General features: G+C 60.1%; 12 protein-coding genes. 7 read left to right on the plus strand and 5 right to left on the minus strand.

Going from position 1 to position 11,726, the window contains the following annotated elements; all coding sequences use genetic code 11:
• Nucleotides 1-90 precede the first annotated feature (90 nt).
• From NK667_RS20920 to NK667_RS20930, 3 genes are all read left to right on the plus strand, one after another.
• Nucleotides 91-690: a short chain dehydrogenase gene (locus NK667_RS20920; protein ID WP_054615940.1), complete on the plus strand. Its 600-nt coding sequence runs from the start codon at nt 91-93 to the stop codon at nt 688-690.
• Nucleotides 691-874: 184 nt separating this feature from the next.
• Nucleotides 875-1,528, plus strand: coding sequence for a COG3650 family protein (locus tag NK667_RS20925; protein ID WP_054615941.1), 654 nt, complete (start codon nt 875-877; stop codon nt 1,526-1,528).
• A 94-nt stretch (nt 1,529-1,622) separates the two neighbouring features.
• On the plus strand, nt 1,623-3,236 hold the full coding sequence (locus tag NK667_RS20930) for an NAD(P)/FAD-dependent oxidoreductase (RefSeq protein WP_054046940.1): 1,614 nt from the start codon (nt 1,623-1,625) through the stop codon (nt 3,234-3,236).
• A 273-nt stretch (nt 3,237-3,509) separates the two neighbouring features.
• Here NK667_RS20930 and NK667_RS20935 read toward each other — a convergent pair whose 3' ends face one another.
• Nucleotides 3,510-4,604 (minus strand): PLP-dependent cysteine synthase family protein, encoded by a 1,095-nt coding sequence (locus NK667_RS20935; protein ID WP_054615942.1) that lies wholly within the window; start codon nt 4,602-4,604, stop codon nt 3,510-3,512.
• A gap of 258 nt (nt 4,605-4,862) precedes the next feature.
• On the opposite strand from NK667_RS20935, the gene nhaA reads away from it, so the two are divergent.
• The 3 genes from nhaA (at nt 4,863) to NK667_RS20950 (ending at nt 7,606) form a co-directional block, all read left to right on the plus strand.
• Complete coding sequence (gene nhaA / locus NK667_RS20940) at nt 4,863-6,050, plus strand: Na+/H+ antiporter NhaA (protein ID WP_054046944.1); 1,188 nt, start codon at nt 4,863-4,865, stop codon at nt 6,048-6,050.
• A gap of 120 nt (nt 6,051-6,170) precedes the next feature.
• A complete protein-coding gene (locus NK667_RS20945) occupies nt 6,171-7,352 on the plus strand; it encodes a colicin E3/pyocin S6 family cytotoxin (RefSeq protein WP_054615943.1) in 1,182 nt (393 codons plus the stop codon).
• 14 nt (nt 7,353-7,366) lie between these two features.
• The gene (locus NK667_RS20950) at nt 7,367-7,606 is read left to right on the plus strand and encodes a pyocin S6 family toxin immunity protein (protein WP_054615944.1); all 240 of its coding nucleotides are present in this window, start codon (nt 7,367-7,369) and stop codon (nt 7,604-7,606) included.
• Between the two features lie 67 nt (nt 7,607-7,673).
• On the opposite strand, the gene NK667_RS20955 is transcribed toward NK667_RS20950, so the two are convergent.
• Nucleotides 7,674-8,138 carry an outer membrane lipoprotein gene (locus NK667_RS20955; RefSeq protein WP_054046952.1) on the minus strand — a complete coding sequence of 155 codons (465 nt, stop codon included), beginning with the start codon at nt 8,136-8,138 and terminating at the stop codon, nt 7,674-7,676.
• A 166-nt stretch (nt 8,139-8,304) separates the two neighbouring features.
• Between NK667_RS20955 and NK667_RS20960 the strand changes: the two genes are divergently transcribed.
• Nucleotides 8,305-8,541 (plus strand): hypothetical protein, encoded by a 237-nt coding sequence (locus NK667_RS20960; RefSeq protein ID WP_054046954.1) that lies wholly within the window; start codon nt 8,305-8,307, stop codon nt 8,539-8,541.
• A 5-nt stretch (nt 8,542-8,546) separates the two neighbouring features.
• On the opposite strand, the gene pdxH is transcribed toward NK667_RS20960, so the two are convergent.
• The 3 genes from pdxH to NK667_RS20975 form a co-directional block, all read right to left on the minus strand.
• Nucleotides 8,547-9,194, minus strand: coding sequence for a pyridoxamine 5'-phosphate oxidase (gene pdxH / locus NK667_RS20965; protein WP_054615945.1), 648 nt, complete (start codon nt 9,192-9,194; stop codon nt 8,547-8,549).
• A 23-nt stretch (nt 9,195-9,217) separates the two neighbouring features.
• Nucleotides 9,218-10,348 carry an OmpA family protein gene (locus tag NK667_RS20970; protein WP_054615946.1) on the minus strand — a complete coding sequence of 377 codons (1,131 nt, stop codon included), beginning with the start codon at nt 10,346-10,348 and terminating at the stop codon, nt 9,218-9,220.
• Between the two features lie 113 nt (nt 10,349-10,461).
• Nucleotides 10,462-11,607 carry a serine hydrolase domain-containing protein gene (locus NK667_RS20975; RefSeq protein ID WP_054615947.1) on the minus strand — a complete coding sequence of 382 codons (1,146 nt, stop codon included), beginning with the start codon at nt 11,605-11,607 and terminating at the stop codon, nt 10,462-10,464.
• Nucleotides 11,608-11,726: the final 119 nt, after the last annotated feature.

Genomic DNA, 11,726 nt, shown 5'->3' on the forward strand with positions numbered 1-11,726 from the left:
GAAAACCAAAGGTTGCCTATTAGTGCGCTTATCCACAGAAAAAACCACTCTAGACTGATCCCTCGTTCAACCACTTCGAGGAACAGCACGATGAAGATTCTTTTGATAGGCGCAGGCGGCACCATCGGTTCGGCGGTCGACAAAGAGTTGTCGCAACGCCACGAAGTCATCCGCATTGGCCGCAACAGCGGTGATTTGCATGTGGATATCAGCGACAGCGCCTCGATCCGCGCCCTGTTCGAAAAAACCGGCAAGTTCGATGCGCTGGTCTGCGCCGCCGGCAACGTGACCTTCGCCCCGCTGGATGAAATGACCGCAGACAGCTTCGCCCTGGGCCTGAAAGACAAGCTGATGGGCCAGGTCAATCTGCTGCTGATCGGCCGCGAATTCGCCAACGACGGCGCCTCGTTCACCTTCACCACCGGCGTGCTCAGCCACGACCCGATTCGCAGCGGTGCCTCGGCAGCGTTGGTCAACGGCGCGCTGGACAGCTTCGTTCGTGCTGCCGCCATCGAATTGCCACGTGGCCTGCGGGTGAACTCGATCAGCCCGACTGTGTTGCTGGAAGCCATGGGCAGTTACGCGCCTTATTTCCGGGGCTATAAGCCGGTTCCTGCAGCGGATGTGGCGTTGGCCTACGCCAAAAGTGTCGAAGGCTTGCAGACCGGTCAGACTTTCCACGTCGGTTAAACCCGACACGATCCCTGTAGGAGCGAAGCTTGCTCGCGAAGGCGGCTGAACATTCAATAGGGATGTTGGCTGACACACCGCCTTCGCGAGCAAGCTTCGCTCCTACAGGAGATTGGGAATCGTCTGGGGTTGTGATGAACGGTCAGGCTGCGTAACGTGGCGGCACTTGTCTGGAGAACCAAAGATGCGTGTTGCCCGTTCCCTTGTCCTCGTTGCCCTGCTTCCGTTGTTCGCCGCATGCCAGTTGTTCGATGGCCCGCGAGAAAGTGCTTCTCACGTGGGCCAGACCCGCATGCAGGGTCAGTTGACGGCGGCGGACGGCAAGCTGATGTTCCAGCCATGCAATGAACAGCGCAGCCTGGTGGTCAACGACACCGGCGGCACCAGCGTGCTGCAAGAGGCCGCGAGCCTGGCCGATGATCAGGGCAAGTTGTTCGCCGACGTGCGTGGCCGGATCAATGGGAGCAGCCTTGATCTGGAACAGTTGTACCGTGTCGAGCGTTCGGGCACGGCGTGCGACGATCCCAATTTCAAACTGCTGATCCTGCGGGCTGCCGGCCATGGGCCGGAATGGAACGTCAAGGTCAGCGGCAAAGGCATGGCCATTGACCGTGCCGGCGAGCCACCGCTGGCGGTGCCCTACGTTGAAGAGCAATTGGGCGATGGCCGTTTCAATCTCAGCAGCGAAGCCAATGGCAAGCACATCGAACTGTGGGTCGCGCCGAATCGCTGCGTCGACAGCAGCACCGGCAGCATCCAGCACATGAGCGCCGAACTGCGGATCGACGGCCAGGTGCAGCGCGGCTGCGGGTATTTCGGCGGCTCGCGTAACGACTGATCGTTTTTGCCTCACGGGACCGGCGTTTGGGGCTTATAATCGCCGCCTTCAAACGCCTTGGCGCAGTTGTGCGCCCCGCGAACCGGATCCTGTCATGTTACGAATCACCGAACTCAAGCTGCCAATCGACCATCCCGAAGAAGACCTGCGCCCTGCCATCGTGCAGCGCCTGGGCATCGCCAGTGATGACCTGCTCGATTTCACCTTGTTCAAGCGCAGCTACGATGCGCGCAAAAAATCCTCCGAACTGTGCTTCATCTACACCATCGACCTCACCGCCAAGGATGAGGCCGCGTTACTGCACAAGTTCGCCGATGACCGTAACGTCAACGTGGCGCCGGATGTCAGCTACAAAGTGGTCGGCCAGGCGCCGGCCGATCTGCAGCAACGCCCGATCGTGGTCGGTTTCGGCCCGTGCGGGATCTTCGCCGGGCTGCTGCTCGCGCAAATGGGCTTCAAGCCGATCATCCTCGAACGCGGCACCGAAGTGCGCCAGCGCACCAAGGACACCTGGGGCCTGTGGCGCAAAAGCGTGCTCAACCCCGAATCCAACGTGCAGTTCGGTGAAGGCGGCGCGGGGACATTCTCCGACGGCAAGCTCTACAGCCAGATCAAGGACCCGAAATTCATCGGCCGCAAAGTCCTGCATGAGTTCGTGAAGGCCGGCGCGCCGGAAGAAATTCTCTACGTCAGCAAACCGCACATCGGTACGTTCCGTCTGACCGGCGTGGTGGAAAACATGCGTGAGCAGATCCGTGCACTGGGCGGCGAAGTGCGCTTCCAGCAGCGCGTCACCGACGTGTTGATCGAAGACGGCCAACTGGTAGGCGTCGAGCTCAATGGCGGCGAGCAGATTCATTCGAAACACGTGATTCTGGCCCTCGGCCACAGTGCCCGCGACACCTTCCGCATGCTCCACGGCCGTGGCGTGTTCATGGAAGCCAAGCCGTTCTCGGTGGGTTTCCGCATCGAACACCCGCAGTCGCTGATCGACCGCGCGCGCCTGGGCAAATACGCCGGCCACCCGAAACTAGGGGCGGCCGATTACAAACTGGTGCACCACGCCAAAAACGGTCGCTCGGTCTACAGCTTCTGCATGTGCCCGGGCGGCACCGTGGTCGCCGCGACGTCCGAGCCGGGCCGCGTGGTCACCAACGGCATGAGCCAGTACTCGCGTAACGAGCGCAACGCCAACTCAGGGATCGTCGTCGGCATTACCCCGGAAGTCGATTATCCGGGCGGTCCGCTGGCCGGCATCGAATTGCAGGAACGCCTGGAATCCCACGCCTTTGTGCTCGGCGGCAGCAACTACGAAGCGCCGGCGCAATTGGTCGGCGACTTTATTGCCGGCAAGCCTTCCACCGAGCTGGGCAGTGTCGAGCCGTCCTACAAACCGGGGGTTGCCTTGGGTGATCTGGCGCTGGCTCTGCCGGCGTTCGCCATCGAAGCAATTCGCGAAGCCTTGCCGGCGTTCGAGAAACAGATTCGCGGTTACTCGCTGCATGACGCGGTGTTGACCGGGATCGAGACGCGCACCTCGTCGCCGTTGCGGATTACCCGGAACGAGTCGATGCAGAGCTTGAACGTGAAAGGCCTGTTCCCGGCCGGTGAAGGCGCGGGTTATGCGGGCGGGATCTTGTCGGCGGGTGTCGATGGGATTCGGATTGCTGAAGCCGTGGCTCGCGATATCCTCGGCCTCGAGGCCTGATCGGCAATCCCTGAACCACTGCAAAACCCTGTGGGAGCGAGCTTGCTCGCGATAGCGGTCATTCATGCAACGGAAATGTTGTCTGATCCACCGTATTCGCGAGCAAGCCCGCTCCCACATTGGTTTCTGGGTGTGCCTGCAATTCGTGTCAGTCCATAAATCCCCTGTGGGAGCGGGCTTGCTCGCGAAAGCGGCCTTTCATTCAACAGAAATGTTGGCTGATCCACCGTATTCGCGAGCAAGCCCGCTCCCACATTTTTGATCTTCGGTGTGTCAGATATTGGCGCGCAGCACAGTCGTTGGCAGCGGATTGCCGCGTTCGACACTGGCCGCCACGGCATCGATCAAGCCACTCAATTCATAACCCTGGCTCTTGAGCCAATCCTGGTCGTAATAGGTGGTGGCGTAACGTTCGCCGCCGTCGCACAGGATCGCCACGATCGACCCCGACTCCCCCGCCGCAACCATCTGCTGGGCCGCGATCAACGCGCCGATCAGGTTGGTGCCGCTCGACCCGCCCACGCGCCGACCCAAACGCTGCGCCAGATAATGCATGGCCGCCAGCGACAGAGCATCCGGCACTTTGACCATTGCATCGATCACCTTGGGCAGGAATGACGCTTCCACCCTCGGCCGGCCAATCCCTTCGATCCGCGAACCGCAGTCCAGGCGCAACGTCGCATCGCCAGTCTGGTAGTAGTCGAAAAACACCGAGCGCTCCGCATCGGCACACAGCACGCGGGTGCAATGCTGACGATAACGCACGTAACGGCCGAGGGTCGCGGTGGTGCCGCCGGTGCCGGGGCTGGAGATCAGCCAGCTCGGCTCCGGGTGCTTTTCAAAACGCATCTGCTGGAATATCGACTCGGCAATGTTGTTGTTCGCCCTCCAGTCAGTGGCGCGCTCGGCGAAGGTGAACTGGTCGATAAAGTGGCCGTCATGCTCGCGAGCAAGGCGCTCGGACTCGGCGTAGATCTGGGTCGGATCATCCACCAAATGACTCTTGCCACCATAAAACGCAATCTGCGCGATCTTCTCTTTGGAAGTGGTCGCCGGCATCACCGCAATAAACGGCAAGCCCAGCAAACGGGCGAAGTACGCCTCGGAAATCGCCGTCGAACCGCTGGACGCCTCGATCACCGGCGCGCCGGGCTTGAGCCAGCCGTTACATAGCGCATAGAGGAACAACGAACGGGCCAATCGATGTTTCAGGCTACCAGTGGGATGGCTGGACTCATCCTTGAAATACAACTCGATGCCCGGCAAGCCCGGTAGCGGCAAGGGAATCAGATGGGTGTCGGCGCTGCGCTGGAAGTCGGCTTCAATGATCCGGATGGCTTCGCGGGCCCACTGTCGGTTGTCGCTCATGGTGGTGATCTCGTTGAATCAGGCAAGAGTCGGCCTTGTTTCAAGGCTCAGCCCACAAGCTTAGGAAAATTCCTGCATCACGCACAGATACAGCTGAGGTCCAATACGCCCGGTAACTGCTAGGCTCAGTCCTCGTTGGGTGTTGCTGGCGTCCGCGTCGCAATGCCATATAACAAAAAAGAATATAACTTTTGTTTTAACAACTAACGGTACGGGTTAGGGTGTGCCACCTTTTGAATTCATCGATGGAGAGCGACCTTGCCTCTGCGTAGCACTTTCACGCGTTTCTTTCAGTTGGAAGCTGCCAGCGGTCTGTTACTGATCGCCGCTGCAGCCCTGGCTTTAATCATCAACAACTCTTCGTTGTCGTGGCTGTATAACGGCCTGCTGGACACCCCCGTGGTGGCCCAGATCGGCGCGTTGAAAATCGCCAAGCCCCTGCTGCTGTGGATCAACGACGGCCTGATGGCCATGTTCTTCCTGCTGATCGGCCTGGAAGTGAAGCGCGAAGTCCTCGATGGCCAGTTGTCCAAGCCTTCGCAAATCGTCCTGCCCGGGGCGGCGGCGATTGGCGGCATGGTGGTGCCGGCGCTCGTCTACTGGTTTCTCAACCGTGATGACCCGACGGCGCTGGGTGGCTGGGCGATTCCAATGGCTACCGACATTGCCTTCGCCCTCGGCGTACTGGCCTTGCTAGGCAAACGTGTGCCGGTGTCGCTCAAGCTGTTCCTGATGACCCTGGCAATCATTGATGACCTGGGCGCCATCATCGTTATCGCGATTTTCTATTCCGGCACACTGTCGACCTTGTCCCTGGCATTGGCGGGGGCCTGCATCGTCGCGTTGATTGCGATGAACCGGCTCGGCGTGGTCAAGCTCGGGCCGTACATGATCATCGGTTTGATCCTGTGGGTGTGCGTGCTCAAGAGCGGTGTCCACGCGACACTGGCCGGCGTGACCCTCGCGTTCTGCATTCCACTGCGCACCAAGAACGCTGAACCTTCACCGCTGATGACCCTGGAACACGCCCTGCATCCGTGGGTGGCTTACGGCATCCTGCCGCTGTTTGCCTTCGCCAACGCCGGCCTGTCCCTGAGCGGCGTGACCCTGGAAAGCTTCACCCACCACGTGCCGATGGGCATCGCCATCGGCCTGCTGCTGGGCAAAACCGTCGGCGTCTTCGGCCTGACCTGGCTGGCCGTAAAGGTCGGCATCGCCGCCCTGCCCCAAGGCGCCAATTGGGGCCAGGTGCTGGGCGTCGCGATCCTCTGCGGCATCGGTTTCACCATGAGCCTGTTTGTCGGTTCCCTGGCATTCGTGCCGGGTGCCAGTGAATACGCCGGGATGGACCGAATGGGGATCTTGACCGGTTCGATTCTGGCGGCGTTGATCGGTTATGCGGTGACGGCGGCGGCGAGTCGCAAGAGCGCCGCGCTGCAATCCTGAGTGACAGAGAACACTCCTAGGGATATCAGAGACTCGTCCTACAGCCACGCTTAGCCACATTCGTTAACGTCGTGCAGCCTCCTTTCGAGGCTGTCGACGGACGAATTTCAAGGACGATCAGTGGCTGGCAACAAGGACATTCCCCGGGTTAAGAACCCGCCGTCAGGTGACGGACATCGCGTCACCTACCGCTTCATGACCGCCGCCGAACTGGCCGAGCGAGACGCCCGGCAGCAAGCCTACGACGACATGCTCGCGAGGCAAGCAGCCTTCGAACGCAATCTTCCAGTCACTTCTTCTAAAGACGAAATCCCTCGCGCGGGATGCGTCTTCGCCAAGTCCTGCAAGTTGCCGGACGCCATCATCGACTACGCCAATCCTTCTGGGATGGTGCCCACCGACAGCCTCAACGATTACGGGGAAGTTACCTGGCTCGGTGCTCGCGAGGCAGACGATGCAGGGCTGCTGAATCTGCAAACGATCAGCGCCAATACCCTCCCGCTGGGCATCGGACATATCGCTTTACGCGCCTCGGCCATTTCTGCCTTGCCATCCATAGGCGCAGCAGGCGCCACCGTATTGGCCGGTTTGGTGGCGCTGTTCTGGACGCCGAGCCTGGGCGATAGCGCGCTTTATACCGAAGACCAACTGCGCGCCCTGAAACAGGCTCGCACGCGTGTTCGGTTAAGGGTCGAGCAACAGGCTGACGGCAGTCTCAAGGGTTACGCCTTTTACACCGGCAAGAACCGCGATTGGGAAATGGTTGATGTCGCGCAGTTCGAGTTACTCGGCAGTCAGCAGGTGGCGGACCTCGGGGACGGCATTGAACTGATCTGGACGCCGGCGGTGGATGGGTCCGACATTCTCGGCATTCCGGCTTTGGAAGCTGCGCCGCAGGCGCCACATATCTGGGTTTACCCGCCGACGGAAGCGGCAGATAGCATCATCGTGAACCCGGTTTACCCGCCTGAGTACAAGGATTTCATTCTTGTGTTTCCGGTGGGGTCGGGGGTTAAGCCGGTTTATATAGTGGTGAGTGTTTCCGACCACAAATATCATCAGGCGCCAAAGGGCCTTACTGCTTTTCCGGATGCAGTGAAAGACAAAGCAAGGAGCAACGTTCAAGGTGGGGGCAGCCTGCGCAAACGCTGGAAAGACCGCAAAGGACGTATTTACGAGTGGGATAGCCAACATGGGGCGGTTGAAATGTACGACAAGCAAGGAAAGCATCTAGGCGAATTCGACCCTGAAACAGGGGAACAGACTAAGCCCGCGAAACCCGGAAGAACCACTCCTAAATAGACAGAGAGGCAGTTATGTATTTGTGTATCACCGGATTTTTGCCTGACACATTTGAGGACAGCTCCCTGAAATATGAGCTTGATGTAGATACTGCATTTACCGACCAGATTGTGCAGTTCCTCGGCCATAAAAGCTTAAACGCAATGGCAAGCGGGGAATGGCGATTAACAGTTGAGCAGGCACAGAAAATTGGTGCTTTGATCAATATATCCCTCCCCCGAGACCTTGAAATATTTATTGGGGTTGAGGAATAGCACCACAGGCACACAAAAAACCCCGACCAGTCACCTGATCAGGGTTTCGTTTGTAACTCGCTCGCGCTTAGTGCGAAACGCGACTAGTCCCGCCAACAGTGGAAATCCGCACCCGCTCGCCAACACGGAACACTTCATTCTCCTGAACCTGCTGCACATAGGCACGCATGCTGCCGTCGTCTTCACGCACGGTAATCTCTACGCCCTGAGTACGCGTCAGACCTTCTTCAGTGGCCGAACCGATCAAACCACCCGCAACAGCACCGATCACTGCGGCAACGATACTACCGCGACCGCCACCGATGGCGCTGCCGCCAACCCCACCGACCACGGCACCGGCGACGCCGCCGACAGGGGTCTTGGTGCCTTCGATTTTCACCGGACGCAGGGATTCGATGGTACCCATGCGAATCGTCTGCACGCGACGCGCTTCGTCACGGGAGTAGGAGTCACCGGTCAGGCTGGATTGGCAGCCGGTGAGCAACATCGCCATCGTGGAAAAGGAAGCAACCAGCAGAACAGACTTACGCATAGCATCAACTCCAAAGGACAGGTATTCATTAAACTCCGCAGCTTGACGCGTGTCACGGCATCGCCCGGATAAAATTGGTTTCATTCAGGCCCGGTACAGGCGCCTCTGAACTCACAACACAGTAGCGTCAAATCCACAAAACTGCGTCGCTGACCCAAGGATTTTCATGGATTACTTCATCATTGTCGTCACGACGGTGGCCGGTTTGTACTTCCACTGGTGGCTGTACGTTCGGATCAAACGCTGGATGGACCGCGATCTGGCGTTAGCATTGGCCGGGAAAGACGAGCATAAAAAAGTCTTTATGCTCCAGCAATTGGCGAACGCTCAAACGCAGAAAATCAAGCGTCGGGACCTGCCGCAGTGGCTTGAGGCCGCTGCGGCGGGCTATCCCGGTCGGTAGACTGCTTAGGGTGCCAGACGTTCAAGAATCCAGTCGGCGTCATGCAAGCGGTAGTTGAGGCGGTCGTGCAGGCGGCTCGGACGGCCTTGCCAGAACTCGATGCGCTCGGGGAGCAAACGGTAACCGCCCCAATGTTCCGGGCAGTGTGGCTGGGTGTCGCTGAAGCGCTGCTCGGTAATCTTGAGCAACTCTTCCAATTCGCCACGATCAGCAATCACCCGGCTCTGCGGCGAAGCCCAGGCACCGAGGCGGCTGCCCAGAGGCCGGACCTGAAAGTAGGCGTCGGACTCTTCAGGCGAAACCTTGACCACCCGACCTTCGATCCGCACCTGGCGCTCCAGGGTCGGCCAGAAGAACGTCATGGCGGCGAACGGGTTCACCGCCAGATGCTGGCCCTTGGCGCTGTCGTAATTGGTGAAGAAGGTAAAACCCTGAGCATCCAGGCCCTTGAGTAGCAGAATGCGGCAATGGGGCCGACCGTCCAGATCGACGGTGGCCAAGGTCATTGCATTCGCCTCGACCGGCACCTGTTCGGTTTTCACCGCGTCGGCGAACCACTGATGGAACAGCGCGAACGGCTCGGCCGGGGCTTGCGCCTCGGTCAGGCCATCACGGGTGTAGTCGCGACGCATATCAGCCAGGGCCTGGGTCATGGCACGTTCCTTCTGGTTAACGATCAGTTCTTCGCAGCATCCGCCGCTACGACTTTCTTATCAGCAGCGGCTTTGGCCGGCGCAGCTTTTTTCGCCGGGGTCGCGGCTTTGGCGGGGGCTTTCTTGGCCGGAGCCTTGGCTGCGGCTTTCTTGGCTGGGGCCTTTTTCGCGGCAGGCACAGCGGCTTTCTTGGCGGCCGGTGCAGGCGCTACGGGTGCAACCACTGGTTTGGCGGCCTGGGCAGCGACCATGGTCACCGGCGCCGGGGCTGGCATGTTGTACTTGCTCAGCAACGCCACCATGGTGTTTTGCGGGGTCACCAGCAATTCCACGCGACGGTTCAGGGCACGGCCTTCATTGCTGTCGTTGGCGGCACGCGGTGCTTCACCGCCCATGCCACGCAACATCAGGCGATCACGCTGCAAACCGCTGAGACGGAAGATCGCGGCCACGGCCTGAGCACGTTCCTGGCTAAGTTTGACGTTGGCTGGAACGGCGCCCGAGGTGTCGCTGTGACCGAGGACCAGCACGGCGGTTTTTGGGTCGAGTTCGAGAATTTTCGCAACGCGGCTGAACGGGCCCAAGGTGACAGGCAACAGCATGGCCGGGCGATCCGGGTTGAACGAGCTGTCTGCCGGCGCGATGACCACCAGCACGTTTTCACGGCGCTCGAGTTGCAGGTTGCTGTCCTTGATCGCGTCACGCAGGCGCGGTTCGTAATCGTCGAGCCAGGCCTGGGTCACTTTCGGATCGGGCATCGGCACGGCTTTGGCGGTGCTCTGCTCTTTGCCGCCGAACGGCCACCACCACTTGCCACCCGCATCGGCGTCAGCCTTGGCAACGTCGGCTGGCTTGGCTTCGGGTTTGGCTTCAGGTTTGACGTCTGCCTTGGCAACAGGTTTGTCGGTGCTGTCATCGGAACCGAACGGCCAGTACCAACGGCTGCTGCTTTCAGCCTTGACCACTGGCGCGGTGATCGCTGCTTTCACAGGTGCGGGCGCTGGGGCCGGGGCCGGATCTTTTGCGGCGACGGTGTCAGAAGAAGAACCGTACTGCCACCAGTGGCTACCGCCCTCGGCGTCATTTTGCGGAGTTTGCGCGCAACCGGTGATGGCGAAGCACAGTGCCAAAGCGAGAGTTTTATTGGATGACATTGGATATCCACAAAATGAAGTAATAAACACAGGCCCACATCGGGACCGCATAAACAGACGCTTTGAAACGAAAAAGGTTACGAGGTTCCTGCGCAGGAACGTTCAGCAAAGTTTTACAGACAAGTGGCAAGCACCCGTACGAGCTTCTGCGCACGTGGATCCATCAAGACATACGGTCCCAAGGTATTTGTCACAAAACCAAAGGCCACATCGTGCTCTGGGTCAGCAAAGCCGATGGAACCGCCTGCGCCCGGATGGCCGAATGCGCGTGGGCCGAGGCCATACGTGGCGTTCGGAACGTCCGGTTGATCGAGCATGCAACCCAGGCCGAAACGGGTCCGGGTCAGCAAAGTCTTGTCCTCACCGAGGCTGTGTTCGCGGGTCAGCTCGTCGAGCATTTCGCTTTCCAGCAAGCTGCCGTCCAGCAGACCGGCGTAGAACCCGGCCAGGCTGCGGGCATTGCCGTGGCCATTGGCGGCGGGTTGTTGCATGCGCCGCCACTCCGGTTTGTTGGTGCTGGTCATGATCGACGGCGGATTGGTGAACGCCCGGGTGGTCATGGCCGTCGGTTCGCGCATCGTCACTTGCAGCAGGCGTTGGGCTGCGGCATCGCCGACGTTGCCCTTGCCCCGGGCGATGTGCGCCACGCGGTGAAACTCTTCGTCCGCCAGGCCGACATGGAAGTCCAGGCCCAACGGCTTGGCGACCCGCGCGACGATGGATTCGCCCGGCCCACGACCGTCGGCACGGCGCAGCAACTCGCCCACCAGCCAGCCGTAAGTGATCGCGGCATAGCCGTGGCCGTCGCCCGGCGTCCACCACGGCGTTTCGGCGGCCAGCGCGTCGACCATGGTTTGCCAGTCATACAGCGCTTCGGGGGCCAGCAATTCACGCAGGGCCGGCAGACCAGCCTGATGGCAGAGCAATTGGCGCAGGGTTACGGATTCTTTGCCGGCGGCAGCGAATTCAGGCCAGTAGCGGGCCACCGGGGCATCGAGTTGCAACTTGCCTTCGGCGACCAGTTGCAGCGCGGTGACGGCGGTAAAGGTCTTGGTGCAGGAGAACAGATTGGCGATGGTGTCGCTGTGCCAGGCTTCAAGGCCATCCTTGTCGGAAGTACCGGCCCAGAGATCGAGAACGGTTTCACCGCCGACCTGGATGCACAACGCCGCGCCACGTTCCTGGGGATCGTCGAACAGCGCGGCGAAGGCTTCGCGCACCGCTTCGAACTTAAGCTCGTAATGACCCTGAATCTGCAAACGTAACTCCCCCGGATAAACGCTCTACAAAGTGGTCCGCATTGTTCCAGCCCTAGAGGGTTTTGGGAACAGGGGCGGGCTGGGCGGTGTAGCCGCCCATAGATTTGTTTTGAAGATGT

It is taken from the genome of Pseudomonas nunensis, from assembly GCF_024296925.1.
Taxonomy (GTDB): domain Bacteria; phylum Pseudomonadota; class Gammaproteobacteria; order Pseudomonadales; family Pseudomonadaceae; genus Aquipseudomonas; species Aquipseudomonas nunensis.

What these genes read in the sequence shown, in the direction of transcription:
- NK667_RS20930 (WP_054046940.1), top strand. Translation starts at nt 1,623, where the DNA reads ATGTTACGAATCACCGAACTCAAGCTGCCAATCGACCATCCCGAAGAA.
- NK667_RS20970 (WP_054615946.1), bottom strand. Translation starts at nt 10,348, where the DNA reads ATGTCATCCAATAAAACTCTCGCTTTGGCACTGTGCTTCGCCATCACC.
- NK667_RS20925 (WP_054615941.1), top strand. Translation starts at nt 875, where the DNA reads ATGCGTGTTGCCCGTTCCCTTGTCCTCGTTGCCCTGCTTCCGTTGTTC.
- NK667_RS20960 (WP_054046954.1), top strand. Translation starts at nt 8,305, where the DNA reads ATGGATTACTTCATCATTGTCGTCACGACGGTGGCCGGTTTGTACTTC.
- NK667_RS20955 (WP_054046952.1), bottom strand. Translation starts at nt 8,138, where the DNA reads ATGCGTAAGTCTGTTCTGCTGGTTGCTTCCTTTTCCACGATGGCGATG.
- pdxH (WP_054615945.1), bottom strand. Translation starts at nt 9,194, where the DNA reads ATGACCCAGGCCCTGGCTGATATGCGTCGCGACTACACCCGTGATGGC.
- NK667_RS20935 (WP_054615942.1), bottom strand. Translation starts at nt 4,604, where the DNA reads ATGAGCGACAACCGACAGTGGGCCCGCGAAGCCATCCGGATCATTGAA.
- NK667_RS20920 (WP_054615940.1), top strand. Translation starts at nt 91, where the DNA reads ATGAAGATTCTTTTGATAGGCGCAGGCGGCACCATCGGTTCGGCGGTC.
- NK667_RS20950 (WP_054615944.1), top strand. Translation starts at nt 7,367, where the DNA reads ATGTATTTGTGTATCACCGGATTTTTGCCTGACACATTTGAGGACAGC.